At 45.1% G+C, this 20,461-nt stretch carries 16 protein-coding genes; 15 read left to right on the top strand and 1 reads right to left on the bottom strand.

The annotated features are described in order from the left end of the window. The first annotated feature begins 12 nt into the window (after window positions 1–12). From ACWHAR_RS05840 to mutL, 13 genes are all read left to right on the top strand, one after another. Entirely contained in the window at window positions 13–1,263 is a 1,251-nt protein-coding gene (locus ACWHAR_RS05840; protein WP_032874945.1) for a competence/damage-inducible protein A, read from the top strand. 170 nt (window positions 1,264–1,433) lie between these two features. Then, window positions 1,434–2,477 carry a recombinase RecA gene (gene recA, locus ACWHAR_RS05835; RefSeq protein ID WP_003154145.1) on the top strand — a complete coding sequence of 348 codons (1,044 nt, stop codon included), beginning with the start codon at window positions 1,434–1,436 and terminating at the stop codon, window positions 2,475–2,477. Window positions 2,478–2,644: 167 nt separating this feature from the next. Next, the gene (locus ACWHAR_RS05830; RefSeq protein WP_032874947.1) at window positions 2,645–3,826 is read left to right on the top strand and encodes a serine hydrolase domain-containing protein; all 1,182 of its coding nucleotides are present in this window, start codon (window positions 2,645–2,647) and stop codon (window positions 3,824–3,826) included. A gap of 292 nt (window positions 3,827–4,118) precedes the next feature. Beyond that, on the top strand, window positions 4,119–5,678 hold the full coding sequence (gene rny / locus ACWHAR_RS05825; RefSeq protein ID WP_003154140.1) for a ribonuclease Y: 1,560 nt from the start codon (window positions 4,119–4,121) through the stop codon (window positions 5,676–5,678). A gap of 60 nt (window positions 5,679–5,738) precedes the next feature. Further along, window positions 5,739–6,533 (top strand): TIGR00282 family metallophosphoesterase, encoded by a 795-nt coding sequence (locus ACWHAR_RS05820; RefSeq protein WP_003154137.1) that lies wholly within the window; start codon window positions 5,739–5,741, stop codon window positions 6,531–6,533. A 199-nt stretch (window positions 6,534–6,732) separates the two neighbouring features. Next, window positions 6,733–6,993: a stage V sporulation protein SpoVS gene (spoVS, locus tag ACWHAR_RS05815; protein WP_003154135.1), complete on the top strand. Its 261-nt coding sequence runs from the start codon at window positions 6,733–6,735 to the stop codon at window positions 6,991–6,993. A gap of 257 nt (window positions 6,994–7,250) precedes the next feature. Continuing rightward, complete coding sequence (tdh, locus tag ACWHAR_RS05810; protein WP_032874949.1) at window positions 7,251–8,297, top strand: L-threonine 3-dehydrogenase; 1,047 nt, start codon at window positions 7,251–7,253, stop codon at window positions 8,295–8,297. 12 nt (window positions 8,298–8,309) lie between these two features. Then, entirely contained in the window at window positions 8,310–9,488 is a 1,179-nt protein-coding gene (locus ACWHAR_RS05805) for a glycine C-acetyltransferase (RefSeq protein ID WP_087920765.1), read from the top strand. Window positions 9,489–9,630: 142 nt separating this feature from the next. After that, complete coding sequence (gene miaB, locus ACWHAR_RS05800) at window positions 9,631–11,160, top strand: tRNA (N6-isopentenyl adenosine(37)-C2)-methylthiotransferase MiaB (protein WP_003154116.1); 1,530 nt, start codon at window positions 9,631–9,633, stop codon at window positions 11,158–11,160. A gap of 2 nt (window positions 11,161–11,162) precedes the next feature. Further along, a complete protein-coding gene (locus ACWHAR_RS05795; protein ID WP_003154113.1) occupies window positions 11,163–11,594 on the top strand; it encodes a RicAFT regulatory complex protein RicA family protein in 432 nt (143 codons plus the stop codon). 252 nt (window positions 11,595–11,846) lie between these two features. Next, on the top strand, window positions 11,847–12,392 hold the full coding sequence (gene cotE / locus ACWHAR_RS05790; RefSeq protein WP_003154111.1) for an outer spore coat protein CotE: 546 nt from the start codon (window positions 11,847–11,849) through the stop codon (window positions 12,390–12,392). Between the two features lie 118 nt (window positions 12,393–12,510). Continuing rightward, the gene (gene mutS, locus ACWHAR_RS05785; protein ID WP_032875230.1) at window positions 12,511–15,096 is read left to right on the top strand and encodes a DNA mismatch repair protein MutS; all 2,586 of its coding nucleotides are present in this window, start codon (window positions 12,511–12,513) and stop codon (window positions 15,094–15,096) included. 15 nt (window positions 15,097–15,111) lie between these two features. After that, on the top strand, window positions 15,112–16,986 hold the full coding sequence (gene mutL / locus ACWHAR_RS05780) for a DNA mismatch repair endonuclease MutL (protein ID WP_032874953.1): 1,875 nt from the start codon (window positions 15,112–15,114) through the stop codon (window positions 16,984–16,986). A 398-nt stretch (window positions 16,987–17,384) separates the two neighbouring features. On the opposite strand, the gene ACWHAR_RS05775 is transcribed toward mutL, so the two are convergent. Then, a complete protein-coding gene (locus ACWHAR_RS05775) occupies window positions 17,385–17,594 on the bottom strand; it encodes a hypothetical protein (RefSeq protein WP_032874955.1) in 210 nt (69 codons plus the stop codon). Between the two features lie 929 nt (window positions 17,595–18,523). Here ACWHAR_RS05775 and ACWHAR_RS05770 point away from each other — a divergent pair. Both ACWHAR_RS05770 and fabD read left to right on the top strand, forming a co-directional pair. Further along, window positions 18,524–19,201, top strand: coding sequence for an MBL fold metallo-hydrolase (locus ACWHAR_RS05770; RefSeq protein WP_032874957.1), 678 nt, complete (start codon window positions 18,524–18,526; stop codon window positions 19,199–19,201). Between the two features lie 314 nt (window positions 19,202–19,515). Then, window positions 19,516–20,385 carry an ACP S-malonyltransferase gene (fabD, locus tag ACWHAR_RS05765; protein ID WP_032874959.1) on the top strand — a complete coding sequence of 290 codons (870 nt, stop codon included), beginning with the start codon at window positions 19,516–19,518 and terminating at the stop codon, window positions 20,383–20,385. Window positions 20,386–20,461 lie beyond the last annotated feature (76 nt).

Here is a 20,461-nt window from a genome sequence, read left to right as displayed (position 1 = left end):
AAGGACTTAAAGATGGAAATAGCAAAAAAAGCAGAAATCATTGCAGTCGGCTCGGAGCTTCTGCTAGGCCAGATCGCCAATACGAACGCGCAGTTTATCAGTAAAGAGCTGGCGGAAATCGGTGTAAACGTGTTTTATCATACCGCTGTCGGTGACAATCCTGAGCGGCTTAAGCAAGTCATCCGCATTGCCGAAGAGCGCTCAGACCTGATTATTTTTTCAGGCGGCCTCGGACCGACCAAGGACGATTTGACGAAAGAAACCATTGCAAACACACTGGGGCGCCCGCTCGTTCTGAATGACGAAGCGTTCCGGTCGATCGAAGAATATTTCGCGAAAACAAAACGGACCATGTCGCCGAATAACCGCAAACAGGCGCTCGTCATTGAGGGCTCAGACGTTTTGGCGAATCATTTCGGCATGGCGCCGGGAATGCTTGCAGAGCACGGCTCAAGGCTTTATATGCTGCTTCCCGGGCCGCCGAGCGAGCTGCGTCCGATGTTTGAAAATGAAGCGAAGCCGCTGCTTCTTAAAAAGCTCGGTTCTAATGAGAAAATCGTTTCAACCGTGCTGCGTTTTTTCGGAATCGGTGAATCCCAGCTTGAAGCTGATTTAGAAGATATTATTGATGCGCAGACGAACCCGACGATTGCGCCGCTCGCTGCTGACGGAGAGGTCACGCTGCGTTTAACGGCGAAACATGCTGACGAAAAAGAAACAGAACGGCTTTTAAAAGAAACGGAAGCCGCCATTTTAGAACGTGTCGGTGAATTTTTCTACGGATATGATGATACGTCTCTGGTGAAGGAGCTTTCAAAAGCATGCAGACAAAACAAAATCACGATTTCTTCTGCCGAAAGCTTTACAGGCGGCCTGTTTTCAGAGTGGGTGACTGATTTAAGCGGTGCGTCTCAACTATTTGCAGGGGGTGTTGTCTGTTATTCCGACAGCGTGAAACAGCATGTGCTCGGCGTGAAAGCTGAGACGCTCGCAGAAAGCGGAGCGGTCAGCAAAGAGTGTGCGAAAGAGCTTGCAGCCGGTGTGAGAAAGCTGACCGGAAGCGATATCGGCATCAGCTTTACCGGGGTTGCGGGTCCCGACCCGCAGGAAGGGCATGCGCCGGGCCGCGTCTTTATCGGCATTTCGGCGGAAGGAAAAGAAGAGGTGCACGAATTTAACTTTGCCGGCTCAAGAACCGGAATCAGAAAGCGCGCCGCTAAATACGGCTGCCATCTCATTTTGAAAATGCTGGATCAAAAATAAAGTTTTAAAGAGGCGATTTCTCTGATTTTTAAGTTTTACAAGGGAAATTATGCTCTTTTGCAGAAAAGCGAACGCGGAAAAAATCCGAATATGCGTTCGCTTTTTTCTTGGCAAATGCCAGTAAACAAGGTATAGTATATGTAGTGGCAAGATAAAGGAGGAAAAAATAAATGAGTGATCGTCAGGCAGCCTTAGATATGGCTCTTAAGCAAATAGAAAAACAATTCGGCAAAGGTTCCATCATGAAGCTCGGAGAAAAAACAGATACAAGAATTTCAACGGTGCCAAGCGGTTCCCTTGCACTTGATACCGCTCTCGGAATAGGCGGATACCCGCGCGGACGGATTATTGAAGTATACGGACCTGAAAGCTCAGGTAAAACGACTGTAGCGCTTCACGCAATCGCTGAGGTTCAGGAAAAAGGCGGACAGGCAGCATTTATTGATGCTGAGCATGCTCTTGATCCTGTTTACGCGCAAAAGCTCGGTGTCAATATCGAAGAGCTTCTGCTTTCTCAGCCGGATACGGGAGAGCAGGCGCTTGAGATTGCTGAAGCGCTGGTGCGAAGCGGAGCTGTTGATATCGTAGTCGTTGACTCTGTTGCGGCGCTTGTTCCAAAAGCTGAAATTGAAGGTGACATGGGTGATTCACACGTCGGTTTACAGGCGCGTCTCATGTCTCAGGCGCTCCGTAAGCTTTCCGGCGCCATCAATAAATCTAAAACAATTGCAATCTTTATTAACCAGATTCGTGAAAAAGTCGGCGTTATGTTCGGAAATCCGGAGACGACACCGGGCGGCCGCGCGCTGAAATTCTATTCTTCCGTGCGCCTTGAAGTGCGCCGTGCCGAGCAATTAAAGCAGGGCAACGACGTCATGGGGAATAAAACGAGAATTAAAGTCGTAAAAAACAAAGTCGCTCCTCCGTTCCGTACGGCTGAAGTGGACATTATGTACGGTGAAGGAATCTCCAAAGAAGGGGAAATCATCGACCTTGGAACTGAACTGGATATCGTGCAAAAAAGCGGTTCGTGGTATTCTTATGAAGAAGAACGCCTCGGTCAGGGCCGTGAAAACGCCAAGCAGTTCTTAAAAGAAAATAAAGACATCATGCTGATGATTCAGGAACAAATCCGTGAATATTACGGTTTAGACAATAACGGTGTAACGGACAAAGCGGAAGAAGTTCAGGAAGAGATGGAATTAGAAGAATAAAAACACGATCAAAAGAGCGGAATAAGCAATTTCCGCTCTTTTTTTTGTGTGTTTCAAAAAACACTGGCTGTTTCGGAAAATTTTATCTGGAATGTTACAACTTTTTTCACACTTCACTCGTCTAACATCATGGCGAAAGTTGAAATTATATCTGAGGAGGAAAAAAGATGACGAGCCCCCGCCGCACAAGAATAAATAAAAAAAGAAAGAAGAAGCTGATGAAAACGGGAGGGCTGTTTCTTTTTCTGCTGCTTGTTACTGTTTTTATTATGATCTGGACCGTCACAGCGCATCACCGGGAGAAGGAATCCGTTAAAAGCGCTCCCGCCGCTCAATCTGATACTTCAAAAGACCAGACTCAACAGAAAAAAGAAAAGACGCAAAAAGAGAAAACACCTAAATCAATCGATCACAATAAACAGATCAGCAATTACTTGCAACAAATCGGGTTCAGCGGCACAGCAATGATCGTAAAAGATGGAAAAGTTGTGCTGAAAAAAGGCTTTGGCTATGCGGACCGAAAACAAAAAATGAAAAACAATCCGGAGACATCATATTATATCGGTTCTTCCCAAAAAGCGTTAATCGCGACGGCTGTCCTGCAGCTTGAAGAAAAAGGGCTGCTGCAGACGAGTGACCCCGTCAGTACATACTTGCCGAATTTTCCTAACGGCACGCGCATTACATTGAAAAATCTGCTCAATCATACGTCCGGCATAAACGGGCATATTGAGGGTCAGGGACCGATTGCTCCAATTGATTTAATCAAGGATATAGAATACCGCGGAATTAAACGGCAGCCCGGGGTTTGGGATTACAGGGATTCCAACTATTCAGTGCTTGCTTATATCGTATCTCAAGTCAGCGGGGAGTCTTATGAACAATATATAAAAGAACACGTGTTCAAACCGGCCGGAATGAAGCATGCCGGATTTTACAAAACATTTGCCAAAGCCAAATATCCTGCCGTCGGCTACAAAGTCGATGAGAGCGGCAGTCTTGTAACGCCGCACCTTTTGGACTTATCGCAGCTGTACGGGGCGGGCGACATGTATATGAGCGCTGAAGATCTCTATAAATTTGATAAATCGATCGTAAACAACACGCTCCTTTCAAAAGAAAGCTTCACAAAAATGTTTACAGCAGGAAGCAGTGCCGCTTACGGCATGGGGTTTTACATTGATCCGGGAAGCTATTCCAATCACGGTGTTATGCCCGGTTACAACATTTTGAACAGCTTCAGCCATTCAGCAAGCAAATATGTCATATTACTGTCAAACATTCAGAATAACGCCAAATTAGGACAGGTAAACAATAGAATTTACCAATTGCTTAACCAGGCGGACTAACAGAGCCGTCATTCACGAAAAGCGGATGAAGGTATGGTATGATATATACATGGGCGAAGATCCGAGCTGAAGGCGAATCGTTAAGCTGGCAAGCTTGACAAGTATTTCCGACACAATTACAATGAAGTTGTAACATTTGTTTTTTTAACATGATTGTTAAACCATTTAAACTTGACAAGGGCATGAGAGACTCATTCCCTGTGAAGGTTCTGTATGTTGAGAAAATCAGACAATGTACATGCCGGCACTTATTTAAGCAAAAACCAAGTTCATAGCAAGAGGAGGTGAAAGTATGACCCCAATGACGGTTCTCATCTCCATTTTGCTGACTCTGCTCGGTTTAGTTGTTGGCTACTATGTTCGTAAAACCATTGCCGAAGCAAAGATTGCGGGCGCACGCGGTGCTGCCGAGCAAATCCTTGAAGATGCAAAGCGTGATGCTGAAGCACTGAAAAAAGAAGCTCTGCTTGAAGCAAAGGACGAAATCCATACACTTCGAATAGATGCTGAACAGGAAGTTCGTGAAAGACGAAATGAGCTTCAAAAACAAGAAAACCGTTTACTTCAAAAAGAAGAAAATCTTGACCGTAAACATGAAGGAATTGATAAACGGGAAGCGATGTTGGAGAAGAAAGATCATTCTCTGAATGAACGACAACAACATATTGAAGAGATGGAAAGCAAAGTGGATGAGATGATTCGTATGCAGCAGTCAGAACTCGAACGCATTTCGAGCCTGACACGGGATGAAGCGAAGCAAATCATTCTTGACCGGGTTGAAAATGAGCTTTCACATGACATCGCCATCATGACAAAAGAAACCGAAAACCGTGCGAAAGAAGAGGCAGATAAAAAGGCGAAAAACATTCTGTCGCTTGCTTTGCAGCGCTGTGCAGCAGATCATGTTGCCGAAACGACGGTATCGGTCGTCAATCTTCCGAATGATGAGATGAAAGGACGTATCATCGGCCGTGAAGGGCGTAACATTCGTACGCTTGAAACGCTTACAGGTATTGACCTGATTATTGATGACACACCTGAAGCAGTCATTCTTTCCGGATTTGATCCGATCAGACGGGAGACGGCAAGAATCGCTCTTGATAAACTCGTTCAGGATGGCCGTATTCACCCGGCGCGCATTGAAGAAATGGTTGAAAAATCCCGCCGTGAGGTTGATGACTATATCCGGGAAATGGGTGAGCAGACGACGTTTGAAGTCGGCGTTCACGGACTCCACCCGGATCTGATCAAGATCCTCGGCCGGTTGAAATTCCGTACAAGCTACGGGCAGAACGTACTGAAACATTCTATGGAAGTTGCGTTTTTAGCCGGTTTAATGGCTTCCGAGCTTGGAGAAGATGCAAAGCTTGCCAAGCGGGCCGGTCTTCTGCATGACATCGGAAAAGCAATTGACCATGAAGTGGAAGGAAGCCACGTGGAAATCGGAGTGGAGCTTGCGACCAAATATAAAGAGCATCCAGTCGTCATTAACAGTATTGCGTCACACCACGGAGACGAAGAGCCGACTTCCATTATCGCCGTTCTGGTCGCTGCCGCTGATGCATTATCAGCCGCAAGACCGGGCGCGAGAAGTGAAACGCTCGAAAACTATATCCGCAGACTTGAAAAGCTTGAAGAAATCTCCGAGTCTTACGAAGGTGTTGAAAAATCATTTGCGATTCAGGCCGGCCGTGAAGTTCGCATCATGGTCAAGCCGGACTCCATTAATGATTTAGAAGCCCATCGTTTGGCACGTGATATCCGTAAACGAATTGAGGACGAGCTTGATTATCCGGGCCACATTAAAGTGACCGTAATCAGAGAAACTCGAGCCGTAGAGTATGCAAAATAAAGTGATGCTTAGCGCATCACTTTATTTTTTTGAGTCCCTGAAAAGGAAGGAATGGAATGTATGAGAATTTTATTTATCGGAGATGTTGTCGGTTCCCCGGGCCGCGACATGGTAAAAGAATATGTCCCGAAACTGAAAGCGAAACATAAACCGCATTTTACAATTATTAACGGAGAAAATGCAGCACACGGAAAAGGACTGACGGAAAAGATCTACCACAGCCTGATGGAAGCGGGAGCAGATGCCATTACAATGGGAAATCATACGTGGGATAAAAGAGAGATCTTCGACTTTATTGATGATGTGCCGCATCTTGTCCGGCCGGCGAATTTCCCGGAAGGTACGCCGGGCAAAGGCATTACCTATATTAAATCGAACGGAAAAGAGCTTGCCGTCATTAACTTACAGGGGCGGACGTTTCTTCCGCCGCTTGATGATCCGTTTGCTAAAGCGGATGAATTAATAGAAGAAGCGAAAAAGCGCACGCCGTACATTTTTATTGATTTTCACGCCGAAGCGACAAGCGAAAAAATTGCGATCGGCTGGTACACAGACGGAAGAGCCTCTGCCGTGGTAGGCACCCATACACACGTGCAAACGGCAGATAACCGCATTTTGCCGAAAGGAACGGCATATATTACTGATGTAGGCATGACGGGTCCGTACGACGGAATTCTCGGTATGGACAGAGAAACGGTCATCAAGCGGTTTAAAACCAATCTTCCTGTCCGGTTTACGGTGGCGGAAGGTAAAACTACGCTGAGCGGAGTGCTCATTGACATCGACGATCAAACGAAAAAGGCCGTAAATATCGAACGGATATTAATCAATGATGACCATATGTTCTTTGAATAGGTGATCATGTGTTTATTTTATAAAAATATTAAAAGGAAAAGCAGGAATATAGCAACTTCTTAGTGAATATAGTAAAAATGGAAGGTAGCCCGCTATTTTTGAAAAGCATTGTGGGGATGGCTTTTTGGATAGCAACATCTAATAATGATTGTTCTAATGAACACTCACTTATCCATTGTAAAACTAAGGGGGAGCAGAAATGGAAATCTTAAAAGTTTCAGCAAAATCAAGTCCAAATTCAGTAGCAGGCGCGCTTGCCGGTGTATTGAGGGAACGCGGAGCCGCCGAAATTCAAGCAATTGGGGCGGGTGCCTTAAATCAGGCTGTTAAAGCGGTTGCGATTGCCAGAGGCTTTGTCGCGCCAAGCGGCGTAGATTTGATTTGTATTCCGGCTTTTACAGATATACAGATTGACGGAGAAGAAAGAACGGCGATTAAGTTAATCGTCGAACCCCGTTAAAAACAAAAACATGACATTCTCAACCTGCTTGCGTAAGGCGAGCGGGTTGTTTTTATTGTTGTCATATTTTCTCACAATATTATATTGATAGTACGAAGAGATGATAAATGGCTTTATTCATATAATATTCAAAAAAAATCATGCCCATTTTTCCGGACGGAAGCAGTTGTTTTCTTGGAGTGGACACTGGTATTTACCTCCTTTTTATATCATGTTACAATCCAGTTATTACAGTGTTTTTTCGAGGAGGAGTGTACATGTTGGGAGGAAAGATGAAAGCTATCGTCAAAAATGAAAACGCTTTCGGAGCAACTCTGAAAGAAATTCCCATACCTTCCATAAATGAGAATGAAGTTCTCGTTAAAGTACAGGCCGCATCTATATGCGGTACAGATGTGCATATTTATAATTGGGATCAATGGGCGCAGAAACGAATCAAAACACCTCAAGTATTCGGACATGAATTCAGCGGTATCGTAGCGGAAACGGGCAAGCACGTCACAAATGTCAAAATAGGTGACTACGTTTCGGCTGAAACCCACTTCGTCTGCGGTACTTGTGTCCCTTGTTTAACAGGAAAACATCATGTGTGCACCCATACAAAGATCCTCGGCGTAGATACAGCCGGTTCCTTCGCTGAATATGTCAAAGTGCCGGCTCGAAATGTTTGGAAAAATCCCGCTGATATGGACCCCGCCGTCGCTTCTGTTCAAGAGCCGCTTGGCAACGCGGTGCATACGGTGCTGGAAAGCAGCCGGCTTGCGGGCGGTTCCGCTGCAATTATCGGCTGCGGGCCGATCGGGCTGATGGCGGTGGCAGTGGCTAAAGCGGCCGGTGCATCCCGTATTGCGGCCATTGATAAAAATGATTACAGGCTGGCTCTTGCGAAGAAATTGGGAGCCGCGATCACCATTTCAGCTGATAAGGAAGATCCGCTTGAGGTGATCGACACCTTAACAGGCGGAGAAGGGATCGACCTTGTCTGCGAAATGTCAGGCCACCCGGCAGCTATAGCACAGGGACTAAAGATGGCGGCCAACGGGGGAAGGTTCCATATGCTGAGTCTGCCGGAACGTCCGGTGACGGTTGACCTGACAAATGACGTGGTGTTTAAAGGACTTACCGTCCAAGGCATCACAGGCAGAAAAATGTTTGAAACATGGCGGCAGGTATCGCACCTGCTTGAATCCGGCCTTGTTGATCTGACGCCGGTGATCACGCATCAGTTTCCGCTTGAAGACTTTGAAAAAGGGTTTGACCTGATGAGAAAGGGCCAGTGCGGCAAAGTCATTTTGATTCCATAAGGGGAGGGTTCTATAATGAAAGAATTTGAATTTCTAAAAGCAGAGCTTGATAAAATGAAAGAAAATAAAACGTGGCAGCAAATGAAACAAATTGAAACGAAGCAGGGTCCGTCGGTGGAAGTCAAAGGGGAAAACGTGATACAGCTTTCATCGAACAATTATCTCGGTTTGACGTCGCATCCAAGACTTGTCGAAGCGGCCAAACGCGCCGCGGAAGAATTCGGAGCGGGTACCGGGTCCGTCCGGACAATCGCCGGAACATTCACAATGCACAATGAGCTTGAGAAGAAATTGGCAAACTTTAAAAAAACAGAAGCGGCACTTGTTTTTCAATCGGGGTTCACAACGAATCAGGGCGTCTTATCAAGCATTCTTACAAAAGAGGATATCGTGATCTCTGACGAACTGAACCATGCTTCCATTATTGACGGGATCAGGCTGACGAAAGCAGATAAAAAGGTGTACCGCCATGTTGATATGGACGATTTGGAAAGGGTGCTGAAAAAATCAATGAATTACCGCATGCGCCTGATCGTCACCGACGGCGTATTCTCAATGGACGGCAACATCGCTCCTTTGCCTGACATCGTCAAACTTGCAGAGGCGTACGATGCCTTTGTGATGGTCGACGACGCGCATGCTTCCGGCGTACTCGGAAAAAACGGAAGGGGAACGGTTAATCACTTCGGGCTTGACGGAAGAGTCCACATTCAGGTGGGCACATTAAGCAAAGCCATCGGAGTGCTTGGCGGTTACGCCGCGGGATCGCAGGTTCTGATCGATTACCTGCGCCATAAAGGGCGTCCTTTCTTATTCAGCACTTCTCATCCGCCTGCGGTAACGGCCGCATGCATAGAAGCCATTGACGTCCTGCTGGAAGAGCCGGAGCATATGGAAAAGCTATGGGAGAACACGGCGTATTTCAAAGACAAACTGGTTCAAATGGGGCTGACCCTCACAAAAAGCGAAACACCGATCGTGCCGATATTAATAGGGGAGGAAGAAAAAGCCCAGGCATTATCAGACCTTTTATTGACCCGCGGCGTCTTTGCACAAAGCATCGTGTATCCGACGGTCGCCCAAGGAAAAGCGAGAATCCGCACCATTATTACGGCAGAGCATACAAAAGAGGAGCTTGACCGGGCCCTGGAAGTAATCTGTTCAGCCGCAAAAGAGCTTCAGCTTGTGTAAGGGGGAAATGATTCCCTCTTTTTTATTTCTTATTGATTCTTATTCTCAATAAGGTGTACAATAATAGGCTGGCGGTTGTGCCAAACGCTTTTAACCAGTATACTTGAAGGTGGAAGTTTCGGTTGAAAGGAGACATTCGAACATGAATGAAAAGCAAAAGCAGGAAAGCGGACAAGTGAATCCGGCGGACAAAAAATCCGAAAAGGATTACAGCAAGTATTTTGAAGCCGTATATATTCCGCCTTCTTTAAAAGATGCGAAAAAACGGGGCAAAGAATCCGTTCAATATCATAACGATTTTAAAATCTCAGAAGAATTTAAAGGCCTCGGTGAAGGCAGGAAATTTTATATTCGCACGTACGGATGCCAAATGAACGAGCATGATACGGAAGTCATGGCGGGTATTTTTATGGCGCTCGGTTATGAAGCGACAAATTCGGTTGATGACGCGAACGTTATTTTATTAAACACTTGCGCTATCCGGGAAAATGCTGAAAACAAAGTGTTCGGAGAGCTCGGCCATTTAAAGGCGCTCAAAAAAAATAACCCGGACCTGATTCTCGGCGTCTGCGGCTGCATGTCACAGGAAGAATCAGTCGTAAACCGCATCCTTAAGAAGCACCCGTTTGTCGATATGATTTTCGGCACGCACAACATTCACCGTCTGCCGGAACTGTTATCAGAGGCATATTTATCAAAAGAGATGGTTATTGAAGTGTGGTCGAAGGAAGGGGATGTCATTGAAAACCTTCCGAAAGTCCGCAACGGAAAAATTAAAGGCTGGGTCAACATTATGTACGGCTGTGACAAGTTCTGCACATACTGCATCGTACCGTATACCCGCGGAAAAGAACGAAGCCGCCGTCCTGAGGAAATTATCCAGGAAGTCAGAAGACTTGCAAGTGAAGGCTATAAAGAAATCACGCTGCTCGGTCAAAACGTGAATGCGTACGGAAAAGATTTTGAGGATATGACGTACGGTCTCGGTGATTTAATGGACGAACTGCGTAAAATTGATATTCCGAGAATCCGATTCACGACGAGTCATCCGCGTGACTTTGATGATCATCTGATCGAGGTGCTCGCCAAAGGCGGCAACCTTCTTGACCATATCCATCTTCCGGTTCAATCAGGAAGCTCAGCGATGTTAAAAATGATGGCGCGCAAATATGATAGAGAACGCTATCTGGAGCTTGTCGGAAAAATTAAAGCGGCGATGCCGAACGCTTCACTGACGACCGATATTATTGTCGGTTTTCCGAATGAAACCGATGAACAATTTGAAGAAACGCTCTCGTTATATCGCGAAGTGGAATTTGACAGCGCATATACGTTTATTTACTCTCCTCGTGAAGGCACGCCGGCAGCGAAGATGAAAGACAATGTTCCGATGAGGGTCAAGAAAGAACGTCTTCAGCGCCTCAATGATTTGGTGAAAGAAATTTCAGCCAAAAAAATGAAGGAATATGAAGGCAGGACTGTCGAAGTATTAGTTGAGGGAGAAAGCAAAAATAACCCTGACATTCTTGCCGGCTATACGGAAAAAAGCAAGCTCGTCAACTTCAAAGGGCCGAAAGACGCCATCGGCAAGATTGTACGCGTCAAAATCGAACAGGCGAAAACATGGTCGCTTGACGGTGTGATGGCAGGAGAAGCAATCGAGGTGAAATAATAATGACGCTTTACTCTAAGAAAGACATTGTACAGCAGGCTAGGAACCTTGCGAAAATGATTTCTGAAACAGAAGAAGTTGATTTTTTTAAACGCGCCGAGGCGCAGATTAACGAAAATGAAAAAGTCTCTGCGATTATTAATCAGATTAAAACCCTGCAAAAGCAAGCCGTTAACCTGAAGCACTACGAAAAGCTTGAAGCGCTGAAACAAGTGGAAAGTAAAATTGACGCCCTGCAGGAAGAGCTTGAAGGGATTCCGATCATTCAGGAATTCAGAGATTCCCAGATTGAGGTCAATGACCTTCTTCAGCTTGTCGCACATACGATCTCAAATCAGGTGACAAACGAAATCATTACATCTACCGGAGGCAACCTGCTGACGGGAGAAACCGGTTCAAAAGTAAAACATTCGAATAACAGCTGTTCTATTTAAACACGGGGCCTTCATCGGCCCGTGTTTTTTTGCTGTTTGAGAACTAATTGTGATATGTACTAAATTTTCATCAGGTCACCGTTTTGTCCCATTTTACTGGAAAGTTTTATCATACTTAAAAGTAAAGTTTCTGGGCAGGGCTGCATACAATGAAACAGAAACTTTGTATTTTTATATTTTTATTATAAAAATGCACATGAGACAAATGCCCAGCATAAGATAACACGAAGAAGAACAAGGAGGCCTGCCGGAATGTCTGAATACAGGGAAATTATTACGAAAGCGGTAGTTGCGAAAGGAAGAAAATTCACCCAATGCACCAACACGATCTCACCTGGAGAAAAACCGTCAAGTATATTGGGCGGCTGGATTATCAACCACAAGTACGATGCCGAAAAGATCGGGAAGACTGTAGAAATTGAAGGGTATTATGATATAAACGTCTGGTACTCTTACGCCGATAATACAAAAACGGAAGTTGTAACCGAGAGAGTAAAGTATGTCGATGTGATTAAACTCAGATACAGAGACACAAATTACTTAGATGACGAACACGAAGTCATTGCCAAAGTGCTGCAGCAGCCGAATTGTCTTGAAGTCACCATTTCTCCTAACGGAAATAAAATCGTGGTTCAGGCAGAGAGAGAATTTTTAGCAGAAGTGGTCGGTGAAACGAAAGTCGTCGTCGAAGTAAATCCTGACTGGGAAGAAGACGATGATGATGATTGGGAAGACGATCTTGATGAAGAATTAGAGGACATTAACCCTGAATTTTTAGTCGGAGATCCTGAAGAATAAGTTGAGGCTAGGGGAGTTTAACACCCCAAGTCTCTTTTTTATATATAAAGATATCACTCTTTTGTTTATGTTATAATGGGATTCGGATAAGAGAAGATACATAGTGAGGGATTAAATGATGGCTAGTTACACGCCTATGATACAGCAATACTTGAAGATAAAGGCAGAGCACCAAGATGCCTTTTTATTTTTTCGGCTTGGTGACTTTTATGAAATGTTTTTTGAAGATGCAAAAAAAGCGTCACAAGAGCTTGAAATTACACTGACAAGCAGAGACGGAGGTTCGGCTGATAAAATTCCGATGTGCGGCGTGCCGTATCATTCCGCGGCGGCTTATATTGAACAGCTGATTAAAAAGGGCTATAAAGTGGCGATCTGTGAGCAGACGGAAGATCCGAAGGCGGCTAAAGGCGTTGTGAAAAGAGAAGTCGTCCAGCTGATCACACCGGGAACCGTGATGGATGGAAAAGGCATTCATGAATCGGAAAACAACTTTATCGCTTCCGTTTCCGAATTCCGTGACGGATACGGCCTCGCTTTATCGGACTTAACGACCGGAGAAAACCTGGCCGTATTTATTGAGCGGATTGAAGATGTCATGTCAGAAATTTACTCAGTCGGCGCAAAGGAAATTGTCGTATCAAGCAAGTTTAACGAACATACAGCTGCTCAGCTGAAAGAACGGTGCGGCGCCACGATTTCTATCGAAGACGGGGAAATAACAGAACGCATTGAAATCGCAAAGCACTTGCCGGGCGAAGAGCTGACAGAGACGTTTATGCGTTTATATACGTATTTGCAGAAAACGCAAAAACGGAGCCTGGATCACCTGCAGCCGGTTCAAGTATATGAATTGGAAGAAGCGATGAAAATTGACCTGTATTCAAAACGGAATCTTGAGCTGACGGAAACGATCCGTTCGAAAAGCAAAAAAGGGTCATTGCTTTGGCTTTTAGACGAGACGAAAACAGCGATGGGCGGCCGGCTTCTCAAACAATGGATTGACCGCCCGCTGATCAGGGCATCCCAAATCGAAGAACGCCAGGAAATGGTCGAGACGCTGATCAATCATCTGTTTGAGCGTGAAGATCTGCGAGAGCGCCTGAAGGAAGTATACGATTTAGAACGTCTGGCGGGCCGGGTCGCATTCGGAAACGTCAACGCAAGAGATTTAATCCAGCTGAAAGAATCTTTAAAACAAGTGCCGAGCATCAAAGAGCTTGTAGGGTCTCTTAACCATAAAAAAGCAAAAGAACGCGCCGGCTTGATTGATCCGTGCGGAGATTTGCTTGACCTGTTAGAAGAAGCCCTTCATGAAAACCCGCCGTTATCGTTAAAAGAAGGCAATTTAATTAAAGACGGCTATCATCAGAAGCTCGATGAGTACCGTGACGCCAGCAAAAACGGTAAAGACTGGATTGCCAGACTGGAGCAGCAGGAACGCGCTTATACGGGCATCCGTTCATTAAAGGTCGGTTTCAATAAAGTGTTCGGCTATTATATTGAAGTCACAAAAGCAAACCTTCATCTTCTTGAGGACGGACGGTATGAGCGGAAGCAGACCCTCACAAACGCCGAACGGTACATTACGCCGGAATTGAAGGAAAAAGAAGCGCTTATTTTAGAAGCGGAAAACAACATCTGCGAGCTGGAATATGAGCTTTTTGCCGGACTGCGTGAAAAGGTGAAAGAATTTATTCCGCGTCTGCAGCGTCTTGCCAAACAAATGAGTGAACTGGACGCACTGCAATGCTTTGCGACGATCAGTGAAAACAGGCATTACACAAAGCCCGTCTTTTCTGATAATGAAGTAAAAGTCATTGAAGGGAGACACCCCGTCGTTGAAAAGGTGATGGACAGTCAAGAATACGTGCCGAACAACTGCCTGATGGGCGATTCGCGGGAAATGCTCCTGATTACGGGTCCGAATATGTCAGGTAAAAGCACGTATATGAGACAGATCGCACTTCTATCGATCATGGCCCAGATCGGCTGTTTTGTGCCCGCAAAAGAAGCGGTTCTGCCGATTTTTGATCAAATCTTCACGAGAATCGGGGCAGCGGATGATTTGATTTCCGGACAAAGCACCTTTATGGTGGAAATGCTGGAAGCGAAAAACGCGATTGTGAACGCCACAAAAGACAGCCTGATCCTGTTTGATGAAATCGGCCGCGGGACATCAACGTACGACGGAATGGCGCTGGCACAGGCGATTATTGAATATGTCCATGATCATATCGGCGCTAAAACACTGTTCAGCACGCATTATCATGAGCTGACGGTGCTTGAAGATAAGCTTCCTCAGCTGAAAAACGTTCATGTGCGCGCAGAGGAATATAACGGAACGGTCGTGTTTCTCCATCAAATCAAAGAAGGAGCCGCAGATAAAAGTTACGGCATTCATGTCGCCCAGCTTGCCGAGCTCCCGGACGATCTGATCATCCGCGCGCAGGAGATTTTGAAACAGCTTGAGCAGACGGGAGATAAACCGGAGCTTCCGGCGGCACCTGAGAAAAAGCCCGCCGTCAAAGAAGAACCGGCACAGCTGTCCTTTTTTGCTGATGGTGAAAAAGAACAGAAGGCACCGGCTGTTTCTAATAAAGAAAAACAAGTGCTTGAAGCCTTTAAGTCAATCAATATTCTCGATATGACGCCGCTTGAAGCGATGAATGAAATGTACAAGCTGCAAAAAAAAATAAAATAGAAAGAGGTGACGGACTTGGCAAAAGTCATCCAGCTGTCAGATGAACTTTCAAATAAAATAGCGGCCGGCGAGGTGGTCGAACGGCCTGCCTCAGTCGTTAAAGAATTGGTGGAAAACGCCATCGACGCAAACAGCAAAGTCATTGAAATCGACATAGAGGAAGCGGGGCTTTCGTCGATTCGGGTGCTCGATAACGGCGAAGGGATGGAAACCGATGATTGCAAGCGGGCTTTCCGCCGCCACGCGACCAGTAAAATCAAAGATGAAAACGACCTGTTCCGGGTGAGAACCCTCGGTTTCCGCGGAGAAGCTTTGCCAAGTATCGCGTCTGTTTCTCATCTGGAAATCAAAACGAGCATCGGCGAGGGAGCGGGAACCCATCTCATTCTTCAGGGCGGGAATATCATTTCTGAACAGAAATCCTCCAGCAGAAAAGGAACGGAGATTATCGTTACCAACCTGTTTTTCAATACACCCGCCAGGTTGAAATATATGAAAACCGTGCATACGGAGCTCGGCAATATTACGGATGTTGTCAACCGGATCGCTCTTGCGCATCCGGAAGTATCGATCCGTCTCCGTCATCAGGGGAAAAATCTGCTGCAGACAAACGGTAACGGGGACGTGCGCCATGTGCTGGCCGCAATTTACGGGACGGCGGTTGCGAAAAAAATGATACCGCTCCATGTCAGCTCGCTTGATTTTGAAGTCAAGGGCTACATTGCGCTTCCGGAAATCACGCGTGCATCCAGAAACTACATGTCATCTGTCATTAACGGAAGATACATTAAGAATTTCCCGCTTGTAAAAGCGGTGCATGAGGGCTATCACACACTTCTGCCGATCGGCCGCCATCCGATTACGTTTATCGAAATTACGATGGACCCGATTTTGGTTGATGTCAATGTCCATCCGTCGAAGCTTGAAGTCCGCCTCAGCAAAGAGACGGAGCTGCATGAGCTGATCCGTGACGGGATAAAGGAAGTGTTTCAAAAGCAGCGGCTTATTCCGAGCGCCCAGCTCCCGAAAAAATCAGCGCCGGCACCGGCCAAAAACGAACAGCAATTTATGACATTTGAGGAAAGCGCGCCTGAGCGGAAACTTCCTGAAAAAACGCCGGAGCCGTCTTACTCACCAATGAAGCTGAGTTCGGTCGTAAAAGAGCCTGAGCCGCTAATAATAGAAGAAGAAATCCTCCCGAATGAAGCGGATCACGGAGTGCCGCCGGAGCTCGGTATGCCCGAAACGGCAGCGCCTGTTTCAGATATTCCGGAACCGGAAGCTGTCTCTGAAGAAATACGGGAAGAAAGAGTTCCGGTGATGTATCCGATCGGCCAAATGCACGGGACATATATTTTAGCCCAAAACGAAAACGGCTTGTATATCATTGACCAGCATGCGGCACAAGAACGGATTAAATACGAATATTTCCGGGAGAAAGTCGGGCAGGTCGAGCCTGAAGTGCAGGATATGATCGTGCCGCTCACCTTTCATTACGCGGCAAATGAAGCGCTGATCATTGACCAGCATCAGCATGAGCTTGAAAGCGTCGGAGTATTTTTAGAAGCATTCGGCACGAACAGCTACATCGTCCGCTGCCATCCTGCCTGGTTTCCAAAAGGGGAAGAAGCTGAACTGATTGAAGAAATCATTCAGCAGGTGCTTGACGCCAAACAGATCGATATTAAAAAACTGCGGGAGGAAGCGGCCATTATGATGAGCTGCAAAGGCTCAATCAAAGCGAACCGGCATTTGCGCAACGACGAAATCAAAGCGCTCTTGGACGACCTGCGCCGAACGACAGACCCGTTCACATGCCCGCACGGCCGGCCGATCATTATCCACCACAGCACGTATGAGATGGAGAAGATGTTTAAGCGTGTGATGTAATAACAACGTTTATGTGAGACTAAACCGTTATTTGCCCACAAGCAGCCTTACTAGTTTGAATGACCCAGCCTTTCAGAGATAACTTTTGAGTTTTTTAATTTCTGGCATAATTGGTGCATTGGTATGCCGTCAATCATGATGATTTGTTTAACATCCAGCTGCTTTTCTGTCATATAAAAATTGTTTTTGGAGAGTATTTGGGGTTGGCGATGTAGTATCCTGTGTTTGGTGTAACCGTCTATATCGTCAATTGACTGCATTAATAGTAAAATAATTGGAGAAAACGGTTCCTGAAAAATCTCATGTTATTTGTGAAGAATTTAAATAAAATTGGAATTTGGCGGGTTATACTATCCGCAAGTTAGTCAAGGGGGACTAGTAATTAGCCCCCCTTACATTTAGTTCTTCCTGCGGTATTTTCTATTTTTGATCAAACTGAAAACCACTAAGAGAACCACACCGATAGCAACAATATAAAATGAAATTTCTGCTGCTGCGGTATTAATATTCTTAAGAACAAGGATAAGCCCTATTAAAACTATAGGAATGATGTAAGTTAGAATTCTTATAGCTTTTGGGCTCGGTTCAGCATTACTTTTATCTTCCATAGTTACCTCCGATCTTAACACGTTAGAAAATAATCACTTTAAAACTTAACACAGGATAAATTTGTTAAACACCAACAATAGTCCCGTTTAAATGAAAAGCCTAAGAGTTTTAGTAATCCACCAAGCGGCTGTTGGGTTGCCAGTTCTTTTAGAGCACCCGCATAGCACGCATCTTCCACTGCACCAGTAAAATTGTCGATCGTATTAAGAATTATTTCAAAACGCCGATTCTACCCATAGGCAGCTTTAGCAGGTATTGCATCCCAGGGCAATTTACCTTGAGCGGTAAACTCCGACCCATATAACATAGTCTGTTTGTCTAATGTTTAATATTTACTTTTTACACTTAATGATTTTATGTTAGTTTTGTTTGCACAGTAAAAAGCTGCGCGGCACTTTCGTGAATTGTTGCAGCTAGGGCTGATTTGAAAAGAGTGTAAATTACGCCGTACTTTTCTAAGTTCAATTATGTTAATGTCCATATAACGTTGAATTCGGTGTAAGAACTAAGGTATTCTGATATATTTCGAGAGCCCGTGTGGTTTAGTTATCTTGAAGAAAAGGATTAAAATAATAATCTTGATTGCGGATCATTTCTAAAAACTGATTATCCCCTTCGGTCGCTTCGGCAATTGCTTTTCAAAACAAAAGCTCAATTTGTTTTCTTTTTATCTGAAACCCATATTCATCCTTCATTTTCTGAATAAAATTCCCTAAAGAATTCATCTAAATTAATATTCTAATTTCCTTATATATCAGCATAGCAATTTGTAAAAAAGGTCCAGACTGGTGCTTTTGGCGGGAGCAGAAAGTTTTTTTAACTTTACCGGAAAATCCATGGAAAAACGTGGTGTCATCTGGTAAAGTGGTTACAGTCGGCTGGGCGGCGGCAGCAGTCTGCCCGGATCTTTTAAATGGGAATGGTGACAATGGATCATACATATGAAGTGCATCAAATTAAAACTTATCACCAGATGTGGTCCAACTATTGTTATATTATCGCAGACCGCTCGAAAAAATCTGCGATAGCGGTGGACCCGTCCTGGGAAATCGATAAAATAACCGATAAACTGCATGAATTGGATGTTGATTTATCAGCTATTTTATTAACACATTCGCATTATGACCATGTAAACTTGGCGGAGCCGCTTCAGCAAATCTATCATTCTGATATATACATGTCGTCAGCGGAAATCGATTTCTATCAATTCCGGTGCAGAAACTTAATAGCGCTTGAAGACGGCCAAACCTTTGCGGCCGGAGGGTTTATCATCAAAAGTATATTGACCCCGGGACATACGGCCGGGGGAATGTGTTATTTGCTATCTGATCATCTTTTTACCGGTGACACCGTGTTTACAGAAGGGTGCGGTATATGTGAGGACAGGGGCAGCTCAGCTGAAGATATGTTTCACAGTATACAGAGGATCAAAGCCTCCATTCCGCCGCATGTGCGTGTGTATCCGGGGCACTCCTTCGGGGAGAAGCCGGGTCAAAAAATGGAGAGTCTTTTGAAAAACAATATTTACTTTCAGATTGAAAAAAAAGAACATTTTGTGAATTTCCGCAACAGAAAAAATCAAAAAGGGCTGTTTCATTTTAAGTAATGCGTAATTTAGTTCTATCTAACTAGCTTTTCTTTTGAGGCAAGGAACTTCTGAAATGGAATGGAAGTTATTACTAGATTTCTGGTGATGAATGGCTGAGTAACGGGAGTTTGCGGAAGAGAACGCCGGGCAGGCCGGATGGGACATTCTGCTTACGCCTGTTCCGAAAGCCCTGAGTCCGCCTTCCGACAGGGAAAAATAGGTATTATTCAGGAGTTCGCATAGGATAAATTAACTTGACATGGTATTTTTGTGAAGTTACTATCAACTTGAACATGCTTCTTATCTGAATCCGAGAAAGGATGGCTGAGAAAATGATCACATACTTATTCCCCGGACAAGGTTCTCAAAAGCAGGGAATGGGGAGCTCATTGTTTGATGAATTTAAAGACTTAACGGAGCAGGCTGATGAAACACTCGGATATTCTATGAAACGGCTTTGTCTTGAGAATCCGTATTCCAACCTTCACAAGACGCAGTTCACCCAGCCTGCTTTATATGTTGTAAACGCGTTAAGCTATTTGAAAAAAATCCAAGACAATGACATAAAGCCGGATTATGTGGCCGGCCACAGTTTGGGAGAATATAATGCGCTGTTTGCAGCAGGTGCTTTTGATTTTATTACCGGTCTGCAGCTTGTCCGTAAAAGAGGCGAATTAATGAGTATGGCCACTGACGGAAAAATGGCCGCTGTTATGGGGTTAACTGCAGATCAAGTGTCAGACGCCCTTCAAACGCACGGATTACATACGATTGATATTGCCAATATGAATTCTCCTCACCAAGTTGTCATATCCGGACGCAAAGAAGACATTGAAAGAGCCAAAAGCGTATTCGAAGGATTAAAAGACGTTACGATGTTTCATCCGTTAAACGTAAGCGGCGCTTTTCACTCGAGATATATGAGTGAAGCGAAACAAGAGTTCGAAAAATTTTTACAGTCATTTCATTTTTCTGCTATATCAATTCCTGTCATTTCTAATGTGCATGCCAGACCTTATGAGCAAGACGGAATCCACTCCGTTCTGGCCGATCAGATCGACCATTCAGTGCGATGGAACGACAGCATCCGCTTTCTGCTGGACAAAGGGCGGATGGAATTTGAAGAAGTCGGCCCGGGCCATGTGCTGACAGGACTTATTCACCGCATCAAAAAAGAAACTGAAGCTTCACCCGCCATGTAGCGGAACGCAAGTTAAAATTCTTATCTCACACAATAGTGCCAGCCATACAACATCACGACCACTTCACCTGCACACG

The sequence above is a fragment of the Bacillus sp. LR--39 genome, assembly GCF_053613335.1.
This window is presented reverse-complemented; position numbering and strand designations above follow the sequence as displayed.